The organism is Rhizobacter sp. AJA081-3 (assembly GCF_017795745.1).
Classification (GTDB): Bacteria; Pseudomonadota; Gammaproteobacteria; order Burkholderiales; family Burkholderiaceae_C; genus Piscinibacter.
Window position 1 is genome coordinate 1,400,274 of sequence record NZ_CP059067.1, and the last position, 19,215, is coordinate 1,419,488.

Consider the following 19,215-nt stretch of genomic DNA (forward strand, 5'->3'; position numbering starts at 1 on the left):
CAGCGCCGCAGAACCGCTAGCGGCTGTAGTGGGCTTTGGCATCGTAGAGGGTCTCGATGGTGATGACCGGCACGCCACGGTCGAGCGCGAAGCGCTCGGTGTTGCGGCGTGCCTTGCCGCGCACGAAGAACGGGATCTTTCTCAGCTCCTGCTCGGCGTCTGCCGACCAGGTGGACACGGTGGCGCCGGGCGAAAGCGCCACCGGAGCGGGCGTCGTCTCGGGCAGCGGCTGCTCGATGGTCTGGGCCGGTGCGGCCGGCCGCACGGCGGCCGAGCCGAGGTGCGAGGCCGCGGCGCCCTCGTGGAACTCGAAGTCCTGGCGGAACATGTTCAGCAGGTGCTCTTCCAGACCCATCATGAGTGGGTGCACCCAGGTGTCGAACATGACGTTCGCACCCTCGAAGCCCATCTGCGGCGAGTAGCGCGCCGGGAAGTCCTGCACGTGCACCGGTGCCGAGATCACCGCGCAGGGCACGCCCAGGCGCTTGGCGATGTGGCGCTCCATCTGCGTGCCCAGCACCAGCTCGGGCTGCAGCTCGGCGACCTTGGCCTCGACCTCGAGGTAGTCGTCGGTGATCAGCGGCTCGACGCCGTAGAGCTTGGCGGCCTCTCGGATCTCGCGGCCGAACTCGCGGCTGTAGGTGCCCAGGCCGACGACCTGAAAGCCCAGCTCGCTGGACGCGATGCGCGCGGCGGCCACGGCATGCGTGGCGTCGCCGAACACGAACACGCGCTTGCCGGTGAGGTAGGTCGAGTCGACCGAGCGGCTGTACCAGCTGGCGCGCGAGGTCTCGCGCTCCAGTGCCGCCTGCGGGTCCAGGCCGGCCAGCATGGCCGCTTCGGTGATGAACTCGCGCGTGGCTTGCGTGCCGATCGGCACGACGCGCGTGAAGGGCTGCGCGAAGGTCCGCTGCAGCCACTGGGCGGCCACCGATGCGGTCTCGGGGTAGAGCACGACGTTGAAGTCGGCCTCGGGTAGCCGTGCCAGATCGTCCGGGTCGGCGCCGGCCGGCGCCGTGACGCGCACTTCGATGCCCAGACGTTCGAGCAGGCCGCGGATTTCCTTGACGTCGTCGCGGTGGCGGAAGCCCAGTGCGGTCGGTCCGAGGATGTTGCAGCTCGGCGCCTGGCCTTCGGCGCGGGCCGGCCGCGGCGTGCCCGGGGATGGCGCCTTCGGGCCGGCGAGGGCGCGCACGATGCGGTAGAAGGTCTCGGCGGCGCCCCAGTTCTCCTTGCGCTGGTAGGACGGCAGCTCCAGCGGGATCACCGGCACCGACAGGTTCAGCGCCGCGGCGAGGCCACCCGGGTCGTCCTGGATCAGCTCGGCGGTGCACGAAGCACCCACCAGCAGCGCCTTCGGCTTGAAGCGCTCGCAGGCCTCGCGCGCGGCGGTCTTGAACAGCTCGGCGGTGTCGCCGCCGAGGTCGCGCGCCTGGAAGGTGGTGTAGGTGACCGGCGGGCGCCTGGGCAGCCGCTCGATCATCGTGAACAGCAGGTCGGCGTAGGTGTCGCCCTGCGGCGCGTGCAGCACGTAGTGCACGTCGCGCAGCGCGGTGGCGACGCGCATCGCGCCGACGTGGGGCGGTCCTTCGTAGGTCCAGAGCGTCAGTTGCATGCGAGCCTCAGGCGGCGAGCTTGGTGCGGCGCACCAGCGGCCGGGCGAACAGCTCGGCCAGGTCGGCCGCCTGCTCGTAGCCGTGCACGGGCGTGAACACCAGTTCGATCGCCCACTTGGTGGTGAAGCCTTCGGCTTCGAGCGGATTGGCCAACCCGAGGCCGCAGACGACGATGTCGGGCCGCGCGGCGCGGCAGCGGTCGAGCTGCTTCTCGACGTCCTGACCTTCGGAGAGCACCGTGCCCGCGGGCAGCAGCGCCAGCTCGTGCGCCAGATGCGCACGGTGCAGGTAGGGCGTGCCGACCTCGGTGAGCTGCATGCCGAGTTCGCGTGCCAGGAAGCGCGCCATCGGCAGCTCGAGCTGCGAGTCCGGGAAGAAGAAGATGCGTCGGCCCTCGAGCATCTCGCGGTGGCGCTGCAGGGCGTGGCGCGCGCGCTCGCGGCCGGGCCGCGTCACCGCATCGAAGTGTGCCGGGGCAACGCCGAACGTCGCGGCGGCGGCGCGCAGCCATTCGGTCGTGCCCTCCTCGCCGAACGGGAAGGGTGCGCTCAGGTGTGTGGCGCCGCGGGCTTCGAGCAGACGCGCGGTCTCGGCCAGGAAGGGCTGCGCGAGCAGGAAGCTCGTGTTCGCACCGACCTCGGGCAGTTCGGTCGCATGGCGCGGCGGGAAGAATCGCACGTCGGCGAGGCCCAGGTCGCGGAACAAGCGCGCGAACTGGTCTTCGACGACATCGGGCAGCGAGCCGACGACGAGCAGCGACTGCGGCGCCTCGGGGGCGGACACCGGCATCTGCGGCACCCAGGCGGCCAGGCAGGCGTCTTCGCCCTGAGTGAAGGTGGTTTCGATGCCGCTGCCGGAGTAGTTCAGCACGCGCACCGTCGGGCGATGGATGCCGTCCAGGCGCTGGGCCGCGCGGGCGAGATCGAGCTTGATCACCTCCGACGGGCAGGAGCCGACCAGGAACAGCGTGCGGATCTCGGGGCGGCGCTCGAGCAGGCGGTTGACCACGCGGTCGAGTTCGTCGTGGCAGTCGGCCAGGCCGGCGAGATCGCGCTCGTCGATGATGGCGGTGGCGAAGCGCGGCTCGGCGAAGATCATCACGCCGGCGGCCGACTGGATCAGGTGCGCGCAGGTGCGTGAACCGACCACGAGGAAGAAGGCGTCCTGAACCTTGCGGTGCAGCCAGATGATGCCGGTCAGCCCGCAGAAGACCTCGCGCTGGCCGCGCTCCTTGAGCACCGGCGCCTGGCTGCAGCCACCCGACAGCTCGGCGCGAAGCGGGATCACCGGGCTCATGCTCGCGCTCCCTGCAGCGATGTGCCGGACGCGGCGTGTTCGAGCCGCGCTGCGCGCAGCTTGAGCAGGAACTGCGTCGCGTTGATCACGTAGCTCGCATAGGCGGCCAGCGCCAGCCAGGCCAGGCCACGGCCGTCGAGCGAGTGGCTGGCCCAGGCCACCAGGTAGGCCGTGTGCAGGGCCAGCACCAGCATGCTGAACACGTCTTCCCAGTAGAAGGCGGGCGCGAACAGCCAGCGGCCGAACACCACCTTCTCCCAGATGCTGCCGGTGACCATGATCAGGTACAGCAGCGCCGTCTTCACCACCACCGAGAGCATCGCCGCCTGCTCGCCGGCGCCGCTCGCCAGGTAGCGCAGCAGCAGCACGAGGCTGACGAGGAAGGCGAGGAACTGCACCGGCGCGAGCACACCCTGCACCAGCGTCCAGACCGAGGCGTCGCGACGCTGGCGCTCCTCGGGGCTATACAGCCGGGTGCCGGTGGTCGTACCGGGCCTGGGCGATGCCATTCGAGAAGCTCTCTGCGGTTGCATGAAAGCGAGACTAGGCCGTTCGATGAAAAGTGTCAATCGAGGAAGACGTAAACCAGACTTGACAGTCTGTCGCTCGCCGCCGATCATTCCTTTCAATGAAATGCGCGGGCCGCACACATTGCGGTGGCGCAAACCTTCCGAAGGCGGATGTACACACGAATTGACGGTCCGGGGTGGTGCAGAGTAAAAACACCTTCGGTCCAACGAGATCCCGCAGAGGAAACAGCACCAGGCGAAGAACAACCCGACTGCATCCCGAGCATTGGCGACGCGCTTTGGCAAGGCTCGCCCCTCCAACGCCCCCGAGCAGACGTTCCGACAACGCACACGAGACAAGGAAGTGGAGGGCTCGATGCAAGGAGGCTCCCAATCGGGAACGGTGCCGGCCGACTGCCCGGAAAGCGCCGCGGCCTGGGCTGCTGGCGGTTCACCGGCAAGTGCGCTGTTCACCGACCCCAGTCCCGGCCCGCTGGAGCGCGCCGCCTGTCTGGCACGTGCGCTCGAACTCGAGGTCATTCCGCGCCTGGTGGCGGCACATCGCGGCAACGGCAACCTGCCGGCGAGCAACGACGCGCTCAGCGGCAGCCTCGGCGAAGCCGAGGTGAATGCCTTCACCGACAGCCTGGTGCGCGGCGACGAGCGCGAGTTGTCGCAGGTGCTCGACGGGCTGCGCGACCGCGGCTTCACGGTGGAGCGTTTGCTGGTCGACCTGCTGGCACCATCGGCGCGGCAGCTCGGCCACCTCTGGACCGAGGATCTGTGCTACTTCACCGACGTCACCATCGGCCTCGGGCGGCTGCAGCGAATGATGCGAGAATTGAGCCCGGCCTTCGGAACCGAGGTGGCCCATCCGCCCAACGGGCGCCGCGCCTTGCTGGTGCGCGCCCCGGGCGAGCAGCACAGCTTCGGGATGTCGATGGTCGCCGAGTTCTTTCGCCGTGCCGGTTGGGAAGTTGTCTCCGGGGGCGAAGGCGCAGATACCGACCCGATCACGTCGGTGCGGCGAGAGTGGTTCGATGTGGTGGGGTTTTCGGCGGGCAGCGAAGCGCGGCTCGACTGGTTGCCCTCCTGCATCGCGGCCGTTCGCCGCGCTTCGTGTCACAAGGGTGTGGCCGTGCTGGTGGGCGGCCCGGTGTTCACGTTGAGACCGCAACTGGCCCGTCAGGTCGGTGCGGACGCGACGACCGCCAACGGGAGCGAGGCACCAGGTCTGGCCGAAAGCTTGCTTGCCGGCCGCGTGAAACACAGTTGAACCCCCGTCCAGCAGCTGGACGTTGACAGACATGAAGACAACGGCCCGCAGCACCGGGAACTCGCAGGGGATGAACCTGTGAAGCGCCGCACGGCACCCCGCGCAGTGGTGGGTGATCTCGACGCGGCCACCGCTCAGCGGGTGGTTGCGGCCGCCAGCGACGTCGCCTTGCTGCTCGACCCCCATGGCGTGATCCAGGATGTCGTCATCGGCAGGGATGACCTCGACCCGGTGCTGGTGGCTGACTGGATCGGCCAGCCCTGGACCGAAACGGTGACGGTCGAGAGCCGCGCCAAGGTCGAGTCGCTGCTGCGCGATGCGGCCGGCCCGCCGCGCTGGCGCCAGGTGAACCACCCGTCCACCGGCGGCGGCAGCGACTGGCCCATCCTCTATTCGGCGGTACAGATTGCGCCGCCTGGGCGTGGCAAGACGGCGGGCCGCACGATCGCCTTCGGGCGCGACCTGCGCGCCACCGAGGCACTGCAGCTTCGCCTGATCGAGGCGCAGCAGGCAATGGAGCGCGACTACTGGCGCTTCCGCCAGGCCGAGACGCGTTATCGCCACTTGTTCCAGGCTTCGTCGGAGGCGGTGCTGATCGTCGACGCGGGCAGCCTGCGCATCCTCGAGGCCAACCCGGCTGCGGTGGCGCTGGTCTCCAACGGCGGCGGGCCGCGCCGCCTGGCCGGCGGTTCCCTGACCGCCTTGTTCGAGGCCCCCAACAGCAAGCCGCTGCAGGCCGCGCTCGCCGCCGCGCGCTCGGCTCGCCGGGCCGAGGTGGTGCGCACTGCGTTGTCCGATGGCGGCGGGCGGGTGGGCGTGTCGATGTCCAGCTTCCGGCAGGACGATGCCTCGCTGCTGCTGGTGCGCCTGTCGCGCCTGGGCACGGAGCCGTCGCCGCTGGCCGCGGTCACCGAGAGTTCGATGCTGCTCGACTTCGTGCGCAACTCGCCCGACGCGCTGGTGTTCACCGACAACGAAGGCCGCATCCAGATGGCCAATGCGTCCTTCGTCGCGCTGGCCCAACTCGGCAGCGAGGAGCAGGCGCGCGGCGAGCCGCTGGATCGCTGGCTGGGCCGCACCGGCGTCGAGCTCGGCGTGCTCATCCAGACGGTGCGCCAGCGTGGCAGCATGCGGCTGTTCTCGACGCTGCTGCGCGGCGAGGACGGCGCCACCGCCGAGGTCGAGGTCTCGGCTTCGGCGACCACGCAGGACGGCAAGCCGATGCTTGCCTTCGCCGTGCGCGACGTCGGCCGCCGGTTGAGCGCCGAGCCGCGGGCTGCCGGCGAACTGCCACGCTCGGCCGGTGAACTCACCGAACTGGTCGGCCGCGTGCCGCTGAAAGACATCGTCGGCGAGACCACCGACCTGATCGAGCAGTTGTGCATCGAGACGGCGCTGAAGATGACCAGCGACAACCGCGCTTCCGCAGCGCAGATGCTGGGCCTGTCGCGGCAGAGCCTGTACGTCAAGTTGCGTCGTCACGGCATGGGCGACCTGGGCGACGACGAGGGTTGATACCGAGGCCGGAACCGGCCTCGGGTTGTAAATCTGAGTTGACACTGTGAAGTGTCACGCCCAGAATCAACTCATGGCCTATCCTGCCCCGTCGGCAGTCGCGGAACTGCTCAAGCCGATCACCTGGTTTCCGCCCATGTGGGCGTTCGCCTGCGGCGCTGTCGCTTCGGGCCAGAGCTGGGGAGAACGCTGGGCCCTGGTCGCGCTGGGCGTGCTGCTCGCCGGCCCGATGGTCTGCGCCACCAGCCAGGCGGTGAATGACTGGTTCGATCGCCATGTCGACGCCATCAACGAACCGAACCGCCCCATCCCTTCGGGCCGCATGCCCGGCCGCTGGGGGCTGTACATCGCCGTGCTGTGGACGGTGCTGTCGCTGGCGGTCGCTCTCACGCTCGGCCCCTGGGGCTTCGTCGCCGCACTGGTCGGCCTCGCGCTCGCGTGGGCCTACAGTGCGCCGCCGTTGCGCCTGAAGCGCAATGGCTGGTGGGGCAACGCCGCCTGCGGCATCTGTTATGAAGGCCTGGCCTGGGTCACGGGTGCGATCGTCATGGCCGGCGGCAGCCTGCCCGACGGTCGCTCGCTCGCGCTGGCTGCGCTGTACAGCCTCGGCGCGCACGGCATCATGACGCTCAACGACTTCAAGTCGGTCGAAGGCGACCGCCGCATGGGCATCGGCTCGCTGCCGGTGCGACTGGGCGAGGAGCAGGCGGCGCACATGGCTTGCTGGATGATGGCCGCGCCGCAGTTCGTGGTCATCGTGCTACTGCTGAGCTGGCAGGCCCGCGGCCACGCGCTGGCGGTGGGCGCGCTGCTCGCGGTGCAGCTGCTGCTCATGCGCCGCTTCGTCGCCGACCCGCACGGCCGCGCCACCTGGTACAGCGGGCTGGGCGTGACGCTGTACGTCTCGGGCATGCTCGTCAGCGCCTTCGCCTTGCGCGCCGCCGCGCAAGCGGGATGAAGCCATGACGCCGCTCGGCTGGTTCGGCATCGTGCGGCTCGGTCTGGTGCAGATGGCGCTCGGCGCCATCGTCGTGCTGACCACGTCGACGCTCAACCGCGTGATGGTGGTCGAGCTCGCGCTGCCGGCCCTGGTGCCGGGCTTGCTGGTGGCCATCCACTACGCCGTGCAGATCACGCGGCCGCGAATGGGCTTCGGCTCCGACCGCAGCGGCCGTTGCACGCCGTGGATCCTTGGCGGCATGGCCGTGCTCGCCGCGGGCGGCACGCTGGCCGCCGCTGCCACCGCCTGGATGGCCACCGAGCGTTACGCCGGCCTCGCGCTGGCCGTGCTCGCCTTCTTCTTCGTCGGGCTGGGCGTCAGCGCATGCGGCACCTCGGTGCTGGTGCTGCTGGCCAAGAGCGTGGCGGCACAGCGGCGTGCGCCTGCTGCCACCATCGTCTGGATGATGATGATCATCGGCTTTGCGGTGACGGCCGGGCTGGCCGGCCGCTGGCTCGATCCTTATTCACCGCAGCGCCTGGTTGCCGTCAGCGGCGGCGTGGCGCTGATCGCCTGCCTCGTCGCCGTGGCCGCGCTGTGGCGGCTCGAAGGGCAGGGCGGCGTCGCCGACGGCGCCGCGCAGGACGCGGAGCCGAAGCTGCGCTTCCTCGAGGCGCTGCGCCAGGTCTGGCAGGAAGCCGCGGCGCGCCGCTTCACGATCTTCGTGTTCGTCTCGATGCTCGCCTTCAGCGCGCAGGACCTGATCCTCGAGCCTTTCGCCGGCGCGGTGTTCGGCCTCTCGCCGGGTGCGACGACGCAGCTGTCCGGCCTGCAGCACGGCGGTGTGCTGCTGGGCATGATCGCCTGTGCGCTGGCGGGCAGCCGCTGGGGCATCGGCTCGCTGCGCAGCTGGACGATCGGCGGCTGCATCGCCTCGGCGTTCGCGTTGGCGGGGCTGGTGGCCGCTGGTGTGGTCGGCCCGCGCTGGCCGTTGCACGCCACCGTGTTCGCGCTCGGCGCGGCCAACGGGGCGTTCTCCATCGCCGCCATCGGTTCGATGATGCGCCTGGCCGGCGAAGGCCGCGCCTCGCGCGAAGGCGTGCGCATGGGCCTGTGGGGCGCTTCGCAGGCGATCTCTTTCGGCGTCGGCGGCCTGGCCGGCGCAGTGGCCAGCGACATCGCGCGCCGCTTCATCGACAGCCCCGGCGCGGCCTACGCAGTCGTGTTCGGCGCCGAGGCGGTGTTGTTCCTGTGGGCCGCGGCGCTGGCCGCCGGCATCGAGACGCGCGCGCCGCAGCGGCGCACAAGGAGATGGGCATGGACCAGATCGACACCTACGATGCCGTCGTGATCGGCGGCGGGCCGGCCGGTGCGACCGCCGCCCACGAACTCGCACGCCAGGGCCGCAGCGTGCTGCTGCTCGACCGCGACGGGCGCATCAAGCCCTGCGGCGGCGCCATTCCGCCGCGGCTGATCAAGGACTTCGCGATCCCCGACCACCTGCTGGTGGCGCGCATCCGCTGCGCTCGCATGATCGCGCCGAGCGACGCCAAGGTCGACATCCCGATCGAGGGCGGCTTCGTCGGCATGGTCGATCGCGGCCCGTTCGACGAGTGGCTACGCGAGCGCGCCGCCCAGGCCGGCGCGGTGCGAACGCGCGGCAGCTTCGAAGCCATCGAGCGCGACGTCGACGGCTCGGCCATCGTGCGCTTCAGCGCGCGCGACCGCCGCGGCGGCGAGGCCGTGCCGGTTCGCGTGAAGGCGCGGGTGGTGGTCGGCGCCGACGGTGCCCGCTCCGAGGTGGCGCGCCAGGAGGTGCCCGGCTCCGACCGCGGCAAGTTCGTCTTCGCGTACCACGAGATCCTGCGTGCGCCGGTCGACAGGCCGGGCTACGACGGCTCGCGCTGCGACGTGGTCTACAACGGCGAGTTCTCGCCTGACTTCTACGGCTGGGTGTTCCCGCACGGCGACACGATGAGCGTGGGCACCGGCAGCGCCGACAAGGGCTTCTCGCTGCGCAGCGCGACCGAGGCGCTGCGCCGCGTCAGCGGCCTGGGCGACACCGAGACGCTGCGCCGGGAGGGCGCGCCGATTCCGCTCAAGCCGCTGCCGCGCTGGGACAACGGCCGCGACGTGGTGCTCGCCGGCGACGCCGCCGGCGTGGTGGCGCCGGCCTCGGGCGAGGGCATCTACTACGCGATGTACGGCGGCAAGCTGGCCGCCGAGGCCTCGCTGGCCTACCTGGCCAGCGGCCAGCCGCGCGACCTGCAGCTCGCGCGCAAGCGCTTCATGAAGGCGCACGGCAAGGTTTTCTGGGTGCTCGGCGTGATGCAGTACTTCTGGTACTCGAGCGACAAGCGCCGCGAGCGCTTCGTCAGCATCTGCCGCGACCGGGACGTGCAGCAGCTCACGTTCGAGTCCTACATGAACAAGGAACTGACGCGCAAGAAGCCGATGGCCCACGTGCGCATCTTCCTGAAGGACGTGGCGCACCTTTTCGGAATGGCCCGCGTCTGACCATGCCGAGCTCCGGCGGCCCGTGATGGACGCCTTCTTCGCCAGCGGCCGCGCGGCCGACATCGTGCTCGCGGTGCTGGTGATCGAGGCCATGGTGCTGACCGTGCTCCATGCGCGCAGCGGCGCCGGCCCGCCACCCCGGGTGTTCGCGCCGATGATCGGTGCCGGCGTCCTGCTGGTGCTGGCCCTGCGCTGTGCCCTCACCGGAGCACCCTGGCCCTGGATCGCGCTGCTGCTCAGCGGCGGCGGGGCCGTCCACGCGGTGGATCTCTGGCAGCGCTGGCGACGCTGACCTGTTTCAGGTCAAGGCGCGTCGGCCAGGGCCGGGCATAGAATGCGCCGCAAAGGACCTCCCGGATGAACCGTCGGCCTACAGGAGAAGCAGCGTGAATCAACGCTCGGGCGGAACGGACGATCTCGGCGCTCTCGCCCCCTGGGCGCAGGAGCTGGCACAAACCTTCGTGTCCCTGTCCAGCGACATTGCGCTGGTGCTCGACGACGCAGGGGTCATCACCAGCGTGGCACAGGCCGGCCAGGAGCCGATCTCGCCCACGGCCGCGCAGTGGATCGGACGCCCCTGGGTCGAAACGGTCTCCGGCGGGACGCGCCGAAAGGTCGAGGCGCTGCTGCAGGATGTCACCAGCACCGGCCTGGCGCGCCGCCGCGAAGTCAATCATCCGGGGGCCGGCGGCACCGACATCCCAGTCGCGTACACCGCGATCCGCCTGGGGCGCAACGGCCCGGTGATCGCCGTCGGCCGCGACATGCGTGCCATCGCGGCGATCCAGCAGCGCTTCCTCGATGCCCAGCAGGACCTGGAGCGCGGCTACTGGCGCGCGCGTCAGGCCGAAACCCACGAGCGGCAACTGCTCCAGGTGCTCACCGACGCCGTGCTGGTGGTCGACGCCGCCACACTGACGATCGTCTCGGCAAACCGCACCGCCGCGAACTGGCTGGCCAGCAGCGGCGCGCTGGCCGGCCAGTCGGTCGAGGCGCTCTTCGACGCGCGATCGCGTGGCCCCATCCATCAGCTGCTGGTGACCGCGCGCAGCAGCGGCCGACCGGTGGAACTGCGCGCCCGCCTGCTCGGCAACCCGGTGGCCGCCAGCGTCGCCGCGACGCCGTTCCGCGCCACCGACACGCAGCGCCTGCTGGTGCGCATGCGCACCACCGGCGCGCCGGCGGCGGCCGTGCCGGGTGCCCCGCTGCGGGAAGCGGCGGCAGTGACCGACTCGGTCGGAAACATCCTGTCGTGCGACGCCGCCTTCGTGGCGCTGATGAAGGCCGACGACGATGGTGCGCTGATCGGCAAGTCGGTCGCGCAATGGCTGGGGGAGCCGGCCGACGAACTGGCGGCCCTGCTGCAGGAAGTGCGACATGCCGGCCTGGCGGAGCGGGCGGCCGTGCCGCTGCGCGTGCCGGAATCGCTGCCGGTCCAGCTCAGCGCGACCTGGCTCACCGAAGGCGACCAGGAATGCATCGGTCTCGTGCTTCGGCAGACCCCGCCGCGCGTGGCCGAGTTCGGCGAGGCACAGGCGGCCTTCGCGCAGGCGTGGACGCGGCTGTGCGAGCAGCTCGGCACGGCCAGCCTGCCGGACATGCTGCGCGACGCCACGGCTCTGGCCGAGCAGCATTTCATCCGCATGGCGCTGGAGCGTGCGTGCGGAGACACCGTGGTGGCGGCCGGCCTGCTCGGCGTGAGCCCGCAGAGCCTCGCTCGCCCCGGCGACAGGAAGATCGACTCGCCGTGAAGTCGAGCCCCGCGTTCGGCCAGGCCGACCTCACCAACTGCGAACGCGAGCTGATCCATCTCGCCGGGTCTGTGCAGCCGCATGGCGTGCTGCTGGCCGTTCGCGAGCCCTCCTTCGAGGTGGTGCAGGCGAGCGCCAACGTGGTCGATCTGCTGCGCCGGCAGACGGGCGAACTGCTCGAGCGGCCGCTTCGCTGGCTGGGCGGGAACCTCGAAGATCAGGTGCGCGCGATCGCCCAACAGGACGATCTCGACGAACCGGTGCCCTTTCGCTGCCGGCTGTCGCTGGGTGGTAGCGACGCCGAGTTCGAGGGCGTGGTGCATCGCGTGCCGGGTCAATTGCTGGTGGTCGAGCTCGAACCGCTGGACACGCCGCCGGGCGGCGTCGCGGTGCTCGAACTCGACGGCGACACGCTGGCACAGCACCTGGGCCGCGCGGTGCAGCGCCTGAGTGCCGCCTCCAGCATCGGCACGCTTTCGGACGCGGTGGTGAAGTGCTTCCGCGAGATGACCGGCTACGACCGGGTCATGGTCTACAAGTTCGACCCCGACGGCCACGGCAAGATCATCGCCGAGGCGCGCGATCCGCGGCTGGAGTCGCTGCTCGGCCACCACTACCCGGCCACCGACATTCCGCAACGCGCCCGCGAGTTGTACATCCGCAATCGCGTGCGACTTCTGGTCGACGTCGACTACGCCGCGGCCGGGTTGGTGCCGCGCCAGGTGCCCGGCAGCGCAGCCGAACTGGACATGTCGATGTGCACGCTGCGCAGCATGTCGCCATTGCACCTGCAATACCTGCGCAACATGGGCGTGACGGCCACGCTGGTGGTGTCGCTGGTACGCGAGGGCCAGCTGTGGGGCCTGGTCGCCTGCCACCACTACAGCCCCTACAACCTGCGCTTTGCCGTGCGTGCCGCGGCCGACCTGCTGTCCGAGGTGATCGCCACGCGCATCGCGGCGATCGACAACTACGCCTATGCGCAAGTGGCCATCCAGGTCCGCCGGCTCGAGCAGCGCCTGATCGAGGCCACCTCCACCGAAGGCGACTGGCGCCTGGCGCTGCTGCGCAACCCGCGCACGCTGCTGCAGCCGCTGGACGCCACCGGCGCGGCGCTGTTCCATGACGACGAGGTGCTGAGCACCGGCGAGGTGCCGTCTACGCCGCAGCTGCGCGCCCTTCAGCAATGGGTGCAGACGCACGGCGTCGATCGACTCTTCCACTGCTCGGCTGTCGAGCGCGACAACCCCTCGCTGGCCTCGCTCACGCCCACCGCCAGCGGCGTGATCGCGGTGAAGCTTTCGGCCGACCGGCCCGACTACCTGATGTGGTTCCGCAAGGAACAGCTGCTCACCGTCACCTGGGCCGGCGACCCGGCCAAGCCGATGGTCGCCAACAACCCGATGGAGCTGTCGCCGAGGCGCTCGTTCGCCGCCTGGTCGGAGCTGGTGCGCGGCACGGCGCTGCCCTGGAGCGGCAGCGAGCTGGCGCTGGCGCGCGCCATCGGGGCCTCGCTGATCGACATCATCGTGCAGGTCAACGCGGTGCGCCTGCTGATTGCCGAACACCAGCTTTCCAAGGTGCGTGGCACGGTGGGCAGTTCGAACGAGGCGGTCATCGTGACCGACGGCCATCAGCGCACGCTGTTCGCCAACGAGGCCTTCCTGCGACTGAGCGGGCGCACGCGCGAGACCCCTGCCCGACTGGCCGCGGTGGCCGGCCTGCTCACCCAGCCGCAGGCCGCCCAGCGTGTCTTCGATGCCCTGGTGAGCGACGGCCAGCCCTGGCGCGGGGAATTCGAGCTGGCCGGCAGCCGGCCCACGCCGCTGTCCGTGCGGGCCGAGGTGGTGCCCGCGCGCGACGGCTCGGTGCTCGGCTTCATCCTGATGTTCGACGACCTCACGGAATCCAAGCGTGCCTTGCGCGCGCGCGAGCACCTCGAGGCATCGCTGTCGCAGGCGGCGCCATCACTGGCCGCCTTCGGCAGCGGATCGCGCGAGAACGACGAGCTGGTCAGCGCCATCCTGGCCAGCGCCAGCCTGGCGGCGATGGACATCGCCGACGGCAACATGGCGCCCACGGTGGCTCCCATGCTCGAGGAACTGGAAGTCTCGACGCGCCGCGCGACCACCCTGTACGGACGCATCCGCGGATTCACGCAACGCTAGGTGCGGAGCGGGCGCGGTCGAGCTGCTCGAACAGCTCGCCGTGGCGGCGGAAGGCGTCGGTCGCCTCGCTGACGATCGCCTCGCGCGAGGCCGGGTCGCCCTCGATCTGATCGAGCCCGCTGCGGAACCGCTGCGCCATCGCGCCCACCTGCTGCGGGGATCCGAAGTCGTAGAAGCGCGTGCCGGCCTCGGGCGCCAACCCGAGCGCGCGCGCCACAATCTTGCGCAGCGCCTGGCCGCCGCTGAGGTCGCCGAGGTAGCGCACGTAGGCGTGCGCCACCAGCAGCGCCGGTTCGCTGCGCTCGATCTCGGCGATGCGTGCCGCGTAGGCCCGGGCCGCCGGTTGCGCCGCCAGTTCGTCGCGCCAAGCCGGGCCGTGCAGGTGATCGAGGTCGCTGCCCAGCGGCTCCTCGCGCAGCAGTTCGGAGTTGAACACGGGGGCGATCACCGGGTGTTGCGCCTGGCGCAGCAGCGCCGCTTCGAGCGCCGCGTAGATCGGGTGCAGGCTGGCCAGCAACAGGCAGTAGCCGTTTCGATCGACCTGACCACCGAGCAGGGCGCGCACGAAGCTCGTCGCTTCGACCTGCTTGTGCGCAGGCCAAGTCTGCGAACGCAGACGTTCGGCAAGCGAGTTCATCGGGGTCGGTTCCAGCGGGTCGGCATGAAGGGCTCCGTGGGTGCGATCATTATCGGCGGCGAGAGTTCGGTCGTGCCACGCAAAAGGCCTGGCACACCATGGCTCTCGCCATCGCCGCAACACCGCCGTGCACTATCTCCGGGCCTGCCATGAACAACGACGAGCGCTTGCCGTCCCATCGCACTGACTTGGCGCAGGGCGCCGCATTGCCGCACCGCATCGTGGTCGTCGGCGGCGGCGCCGGCGGGCTCGAACTGGTCACGCAACTCGGCGACCGGCTCGGCCGCAAGGGCCTGGCGCATGTCACGCTGATCGAGAAGACGCGCACACATTTCTGGAAGCCGCACCTGCACGAGATCGCCGCCGGCAGCGCCGACCTGCACAGCCACGCCACCGACTACCTGGCGCAATCGCACTGGCACGGCTTCCGCTACCGCGTGGGCGAGATGGTCGGGCTGGACCGCGAGAAGCGCGAGGTGATCGTCGCCCCGGCCATCGACGACGACGGCGTACCGATCACGCAGCCCTACACGCGCGGCTACGACACGCTGGTGATCGCCGTGGGCAGCCAGACCAACGACTTCGGAACGCCCGGCGTGGCCGAGCACGCCATCGCGCTGGAGACACCCTGGCAGGCCGAGCGTTTCCACCGCCGCCTGGTCAACGCCTGCATCCGCGCACACATGCAGACCGAGCCGCTGGCGCCGCGGCAGCTGCAGGTGGCGATCATCGGCGCCGGCGCCACCGGTGTGGAGCTGTCGGCCGAACTGCACAAGGCGACGCGGGCGCTGGTCTCGTACAACCTCGAGCGCATCGACCCGGAGCGCGACATCAAGCTCAACCTGATCGAAGCCGGGCCGCGCATCCTGCCCGCGCTGCCCGAACGCATCTCGGGAGCGGCGGCGAAGCTGCTCACCGGGCTGGGCGTGCGCGTGCGGACCGGTTCGCGCGTCACCGCGGTGACCCACGAAGGGGTGCAGCTCGCCAGCGGCGAGCTGATTCCGGCCGAACTCGTGGTGTGGGCCGCCGGCGTGAAGGCGCCTGACTTCCTTCGCGACGTGGCCGGGCTGGAGACAAACCGGCTGAACCAGCTCGTTGTCGAGCCCACGCTGCGTTGCACGCGCGACCCGGACGTCTTCGCGCTGGGCGACTGCGCCGCTGCGCCCTGGCTGGGCCACGAGGGCAACGTGCCCCCGCGCGCGCAGGCGGCGCACCAGCAGGCCTCGCACCTGGTCAAGCAGCTGCAGCGGCGCATCGAGGGCAAGCCGCTACAGCCGTATCGCTACCGCGACTTCGGCTCGCTGGTGTCGCTGGGCGAGTACAGCACGGTGGGCAACCTGATGGGCTCGCTGGTCGGCGGCAATCTGTGGGTCGAGGGCCTGTTCGCGCGCACCATGTACCTGTCGCTGTACAAGATGCACGAAGTGGCATTGCATGGCTTCTGGCGCACCGCGCTCGGCTCGATGAGCCGCTGGATGACACGCGGCACCGAGCCGCGAGTCAAGCTGCACTGACCGGGGCTACAGCCCCACGTCGTCCAGGTCGCGGTAGACGTCGCGCAGCCACATCTTCACGCGCTGGCGGTCCATCAGGCCGAGTGCGGCGTGGTTGTCGCCGTTCTTGGCGTTCCAGAAGCTGCTGCTGGTGGCGTCGATCTTGTTGATCGCGCCGTCGTGCAGCCGCTTCACCGAGACGATCTTGGCGCCCAGGCCGAGCGCCCGCGCCTGCTCGCCCGACTGCTCGAGCACGCCGAAGTCGTTGCCGCGCACCTGGTTGCGCACCAGCACGTACTTCAGGCTGGTGCCGAAGCGGTCGAGCAGGCGGCGCAGCAGGTCCACCGAATCCTTGCCGGTGTCCATCACGTGCCAATAGTGGATCTGGATGCCGGACTCGTCGGCCAGATTCAGCACGCCGGAGTCGTCCATCCAGCGCACCAGCGGGTCGTGCGTCTGGGCGGCCAGATCGACGAGGATGCGGCGATCCGGCTGCTCGACGGCGGCTTCCATGATGGCGTCCAGCGCCTCGTAGCGGTCGACGATCACCGGCGAGGCGTAGCCCGAGTAGAAGCGCATCAGCGCGCCGTGCGAGCGGTCGGTGTCGAAGCCGATGAAGGGCTCGCCGCGGTCGATCAGGTACTGCGCCAGCACCCGTGCCATCAGCGACTTGCCGACTCCGCCCTTTTCGCCGCCGATGAAATGAATCTTCGCCATCTCGTGAGGTCCCTCGCTCGGTGGGGGTGCCGCCCGGTGCGGCCCGCTGTCGACATTCTGGCCTGTTTTCGCGGCGCTCCTCGCATCGACTCACGTCAAACCGTCACGGGAGCTTCACGGCACTGTCATGCCCGCCGCCGAGACTGCGCCGCTTGAACCAACCCGCAGTCAAGAGGACGACATGAACAAGCCCGTGGACCTGCCGATCGGCTTCTCCGAAGAAGAGGACTCCAACACCTCCGCCAACCCGAGTTTCGACTCCATCCTGAGCGCACGTCTGAGCCGCCGCGGCCTGCTGCGCGGCGGCGTCGGCACGGCTGCCACGGCCCTGTTCGGCAGCGCCGTGCTGGCCGGCTGCGGCGGCGGCGACGACGATCCGGCACCGGTCGCACCCACCGAGACCCTGCTCGGTTTCAGCGCGGTGGGCAAGAGCCTGCTCGACAGCGTGGTTGTGCCGGCTGGCTACACGGCCACCGCGATCTACGCGCTCGGCGACCCGCTGGCTGCCGGTGTGGCCGACTACCTGAACGACGGCACCGACACCAACTTCGAGAACCGTGCGGGCGACCACCACGATGGCATGGAGTGGTTCGGCCTGTCGGCCGCCGGCGCGGCCTCGGCCACGGCCGTGGACCGCGGTCTGCTGGCCGTGAACCACGAGGCAACCACCGACGAGAACCGCTCGTCGTTCTTCCTTCATGCCGATGGCGGCACGAGCACGCTGCCGCGTCCGGCCTTGGAAGTCGACAAGGAGCTCGCGATCCACGGCGTGTCCGTGGTCGAGGTGCGCAAGACCGGCACGGCCTGGGCCGCGGTCAAGGATTCGTCCTTCAACCGCCGCCTGACCACGCTGACCGACATCGAGATCGCCGGCCCCGCGCGCGGCAATGCGCTGCTGGTGACGAAGCACTCGACCGCCGGCACGGCAACGCGCGGCACGCTGAACAACTGCGGTACCGGCAAGACGCCCTGGGGCAGCTTCGTCACCGGCGAGGAGAACTGGTCGGGCTACTTCACCCGCCCGGTGGGCGACGACGCCGCGCGCGCCAACGACAAGAGCGTGACGTCGCTGCGCCGATACGGACGCGCCGAAGGGGCCACCTCGCGCCACGGCTGGGAGAGCGCCGGTGCCGGCGACATCTACGCACGCTGGACCAACGCGAAGACCGGTGTCTCGACCGACGGCAGCGACGACTACCGCAACGAGATGAACGGCATGGGCTACATCGTCGAGCTCGACCCGTACGACAAGAGCAAGGCGGCGAAGAAGCGCACCGGCCTCGGCCGCTTCGCCCACGAGAGCGCGGCCTTCGGCACGCCGGTCGCCGGCCAGCCGATCGCCGTCTACCAGGGCGACGACTCGCGCAACGAATACATCTACAAGTTCGTCTCCACGGCCCTGTGGGACGCTGCCGATGCGAACCCGGCCGACCGGATGGCCACCGGCGACAAGTACCTCGACAGCGGCAAGCTGTACGCGGCGAAGTTCAATGCCGACGGCAGCGGCGAGTGGATCGAGCTGTCGATCACGACGCCCGCGATCGCGGCTTATGCGGGTTACACCTTCGCCGACCAGGCCGACGTCTGCGTGAACTCGCGCCTGGCCGGCGACGCCATCGGCGCCACCAAGATGGACCGGCCCGAGTGGTGCGCGGTGAATCCGGCCAACGGCGAGATCTACTTCACGCTGACCAACAACAGCAACCGCCGCGTCGAGCCCACCGGCTCCTCGCAGCTCGCCCCGGACAGCGCTAACCCGCGCGTCTACACCGACATCAAGGGCACCTCGACCTCGCAGCAGGGCAACCCGAACGGGCACATCCTGCGCATCAAGGAAGGTGCCGCCGGCAGTGCCGCGACGGGCTTCACCTGGGACGTCTACCTGTTCGGCGCCGAGTCGGGCGCGCCCGGCGCGATCAACCTGTCGAGCCTGACCTCGGACCAGGACTTCTCCAGCCCCGACGGCCTCGTGTTCAGCCGCGCCACCGGCATCTGCTGGATCCAGACCGACGACGGCGCCTACACCGACGTGACCAACTGCATGATGCTCGCCGCGCTGCCCGGCCAGGTGGGAGACGGCGCGAAGAAGACGCTGAGCTACAGCCGCACCGCCGGCGGCGCGCTCGCGGTGGACACCTACATCGGCAAGGCCCCGACCGCGTCGACGCTGAAGCGCTTCCTGGTCGGCCCCATCGGCAGCGAGATCACCGGCCTGACCGAGACGCCGGACGGCAAGGCGATCTTCGTCAACATCCAGCATCCGGGCGAAAACACCGCGCAGGCCAACATCGCCGACCCGACGAAGTTCACCAGCCACTGGCCGGGCAATACCGGCTACGGCGCGGGCGGTGCAACGGCGCGGCCGCGGTCGGCGACGATCGTCATCACGAAGAACGACGGCGGGCGCATCGGCAGCTGAACGACCCTCCCGTGCGATGGTTCATGGCGCCACGGCCGAAGTGGCGCCAGAATCGCGGCATGGGAGAGCCATCGTGATCGAGAAGGGCTTCGCCGCCGTTGTGCTGGCGGCGTGCCTCGTCATGCTGCTGCGCCTGGCGCTGGGTGCGCAGCGTCGTCAGCGTTTCGACGCAGCCGCGATCCGCACCTGGCTGCGGCTTCGCGCGGCGGCGATCACGACGTGGCGCTGGCCGCGCTCGCGGCGACAGGCCCGGCAACTCGCCGACGATGCGATCCGCCGCGCCAGCCAGGGCCAGTGGGACGGCAACGTCTACACGCCGGACGAATTCAAGCGCCCGCCGCGCGACAAGATGCACTGAGTC

At 70.2% G+C, this 19,215-nt stretch carries 16 protein-coding genes; 11 read left to right on the plus strand and 5 right to left on the minus strand.

Annotated features, from left to right (window positions below):
• Positions 1-16 precede the first annotated feature (16 nt).
• From bchB to bchF, 3 genes are read right to left on the minus strand one after another with little or no spacing between them, the layout of a single operon-like run.
• Positions 17-1,615, minus strand: a complete 1,599-nt coding sequence (gene bchB / locus HZ992_RS06755) for a ferredoxin:protochlorophyllide reductase (ATP-dependent) subunit B (protein WP_209385902.1) — start codon at positions 1,613-1,615, stop codon at positions 17-19.
• A 7-nt stretch (positions 1,616-1,622) separates the two neighbouring features.
• Positions 1,623-2,912 (minus strand): ferredoxin:protochlorophyllide reductase (ATP-dependent) subunit N, encoded by a 1,290-nt coding sequence (locus HZ992_RS06760; RefSeq protein ID WP_209385903.1) that lies wholly within the window; start codon positions 2,910-2,912, stop codon positions 1,623-1,625.
• The gene (gene bchF / locus HZ992_RS06765) at positions 2,909-3,421 is read right to left on the minus strand and encodes a 2-vinyl bacteriochlorophyllide hydratase (RefSeq protein ID WP_209385904.1); all 513 of its coding nucleotides are present in this window, start codon (positions 3,419-3,421) and stop codon (positions 2,909-2,911) included. Before bchF ends, HZ992_RS06760 begins: the two co-directional genes overlap by 4 nt.
• Before the next feature lie 286 nt (positions 3,422-3,707).
• Between bchF and HZ992_RS06770 the strand changes: the two genes are divergently transcribed.
• From HZ992_RS06770 to HZ992_RS06805, 8 genes are all read left to right on the plus strand, one after another.
• Positions 3,708-4,697, plus strand: a complete 990-nt coding sequence (locus HZ992_RS06770) for a cobalamin B12-binding domain-containing protein (protein WP_209385905.1) — start codon at positions 3,708-3,710, stop codon at positions 4,695-4,697.
• 78 nt (positions 4,698-4,775) lie between these two features.
• Positions 4,776-6,212, plus strand: a complete 1,437-nt coding sequence (gene ppsR, locus HZ992_RS06775) for a transcriptional regulator PpsR (RefSeq protein ID WP_209385906.1) — start codon at positions 4,776-4,778, stop codon at positions 6,210-6,212.
• Positions 6,213-6,285: 73 nt separating this feature from the next.
• Positions 6,286-7,170, plus strand: coding sequence for a chlorophyll synthase ChlG (gene chlG / locus HZ992_RS06780; protein WP_209385907.1), 885 nt, complete (start codon positions 6,286-6,288; stop codon positions 7,168-7,170).
• 4 nt (positions 7,171-7,174) lie between these two features.
• Positions 7,175-8,503 (plus strand): BCD family MFS transporter, encoded by a 1,329-nt coding sequence (locus HZ992_RS06785; RefSeq protein ID WP_209385908.1) that lies wholly within the window; start codon positions 7,175-7,177, stop codon positions 8,501-8,503.
• Positions 8,470-9,669 carry a geranylgeranyl diphosphate reductase gene (locus HZ992_RS06790; protein ID WP_209385909.1) on the plus strand — a complete coding sequence of 400 codons (1,200 nt, stop codon included), beginning with the start codon at positions 8,470-8,472 and terminating at the stop codon, positions 9,667-9,669. Before HZ992_RS06785 ends, HZ992_RS06790 begins: the two co-directional genes overlap by 34 nt.
• Positions 9,670-9,694: 25 nt before the next feature.
• Positions 9,695-9,961 carry a hypothetical protein gene (locus tag HZ992_RS06795; RefSeq protein WP_209385910.1) on the plus strand — a complete coding sequence of 89 codons (267 nt, stop codon included), beginning with the start codon at positions 9,695-9,697 and terminating at the stop codon, positions 9,959-9,961.
• A 94-nt stretch (positions 9,962-10,055) separates the two neighbouring features.
• Positions 10,056-11,420 carry a PAS domain-containing protein gene (locus tag HZ992_RS06800; RefSeq protein WP_209385911.1) on the plus strand — a complete coding sequence of 455 codons (1,365 nt, stop codon included), beginning with the start codon at positions 10,056-10,058 and terminating at the stop codon, positions 11,418-11,420.
• Positions 11,417-13,588 (plus strand): GAF domain-containing protein, encoded by a 2,172-nt coding sequence (locus HZ992_RS06805; protein ID WP_209385912.1) that lies wholly within the window; start codon positions 11,417-11,419, stop codon positions 13,586-13,588. Before HZ992_RS06800 ends, HZ992_RS06805 begins: the two co-directional genes overlap by 4 nt.
• On the opposite strand, the gene HZ992_RS06810 is transcribed toward HZ992_RS06805, so the two are convergent.
• On the minus strand, positions 13,575-14,225 hold the full coding sequence (locus tag HZ992_RS06810; RefSeq protein ID WP_209385913.1) for a biliverdin-producing heme oxygenase: 651 nt from the start codon (positions 14,223-14,225) through the stop codon (positions 13,575-13,577). The two genes, HZ992_RS06805 and HZ992_RS06810, sit on opposite strands and share 14 nt — an antisense overlap.
• A 149-nt stretch (positions 14,226-14,374) precedes the next feature.
• Here HZ992_RS06810 and HZ992_RS06815 point away from each other — a divergent pair, with 149 nt between their 5' ends.
• Positions 14,375-15,739, plus strand: coding sequence for an NAD(P)/FAD-dependent oxidoreductase (locus tag HZ992_RS06815; protein ID WP_209385914.1), 1,365 nt, complete (start codon positions 14,375-14,377; stop codon positions 15,737-15,739).
• 6 nt (positions 15,740-15,745) lie between these two features.
• On the opposite strand, the gene HZ992_RS06820 is transcribed toward HZ992_RS06815, so the two are convergent.
• The gene (locus HZ992_RS06820; RefSeq protein WP_209385915.1) at positions 15,746-16,435 is read right to left on the minus strand and encodes a P-loop NTPase family protein; all 690 of its coding nucleotides are present in this window, start codon (positions 16,433-16,435) and stop codon (positions 15,746-15,748) included.
• A 181-nt stretch (positions 16,436-16,616) separates the two neighbouring features.
• On the opposite strand from HZ992_RS06820, the gene HZ992_RS06825 reads away from it, so the two are divergent.
• Both HZ992_RS06825 and HZ992_RS06830 read left to right on the plus strand, forming a co-directional pair.
• Positions 16,617-18,854, plus strand: a complete 2,238-nt coding sequence (locus HZ992_RS06825) for a PhoX family protein (RefSeq protein ID WP_209385916.1) — start codon at positions 16,617-16,619, stop codon at positions 18,852-18,854.
• A 73-nt stretch (positions 18,855-18,927) separates the two neighbouring features.
• Positions 18,928-19,212 carry a hypothetical protein gene (locus HZ992_RS06830; protein WP_209385917.1) on the plus strand — a complete coding sequence of 95 codons (285 nt, stop codon included), beginning with the start codon at positions 18,928-18,930 and terminating at the stop codon, positions 19,210-19,212.
• Positions 19,213-19,215 lie beyond the last annotated feature (3 nt).

Bases quoted from the DNA above. Each gene is read 5' to 3' on its own strand.
- HZ992_RS06790 (WP_209385909.1), top strand. From the start codon at position 8,470: ATGGACCAGATCGACACCTACGATGCCGTCGTGATCGGCGGCGGGCCG.
- HZ992_RS06785 (WP_209385908.1), top strand. From the start codon at position 7,175: ATGACGCCGCTCGGCTGGTTCGGCATCGTGCGGCTCGGTCTGGTGCAG.
- HZ992_RS06760 (WP_209385903.1), bottom strand. From the start codon at position 2,912: ATGAGCCCGGTGATCCCGCTTCGCGCCGAGCTGTCGGGTGGCTGCAGC.
- bchB (WP_209385902.1), bottom strand. From the start codon at position 1,615: ATGCAACTGACGCTCTGGACCTACGAAGGACCGCCCCACGTCGGCGCG.
- HZ992_RS06815 (WP_209385914.1), top strand. From the start codon at position 14,375: ATGAACAACGACGAGCGCTTGCCGTCCCATCGCACTGACTTGGCGCAG.
- HZ992_RS06825 (WP_209385916.1), top strand. From the start codon at position 16,617: ATGAACAAGCCCGTGGACCTGCCGATCGGCTTCTCCGAAGAAGAGGAC.
- bchF (WP_209385904.1), bottom strand. From the start codon at position 3,421: ATGGCATCGCCCAGGCCCGGTACGACCACCGGCACCCGGCTGTATAGC.
- HZ992_RS06820 (WP_209385915.1), bottom strand. From the start codon at position 16,435: ATGGCGAAGATTCATTTCATCGGCGGCGAAAAGGGCGGAGTCGGCAAG.
- HZ992_RS06795 (WP_209385910.1), top strand. From the start codon at position 9,695: ATGGACGCCTTCTTCGCCAGCGGCCGCGCGGCCGACATCGTGCTCGCG.
- HZ992_RS06810 (WP_209385913.1), bottom strand. From the start codon at position 14,225: ATGAACTCGCTTGCCGAACGTCTGCGTTCGCAGACTTGGCCTGCGCAC.
- chlG (WP_209385907.1), top strand. From the start codon at position 6,286: ATGGCCTATCCTGCCCCGTCGGCAGTCGCGGAACTGCTCAAGCCGATC.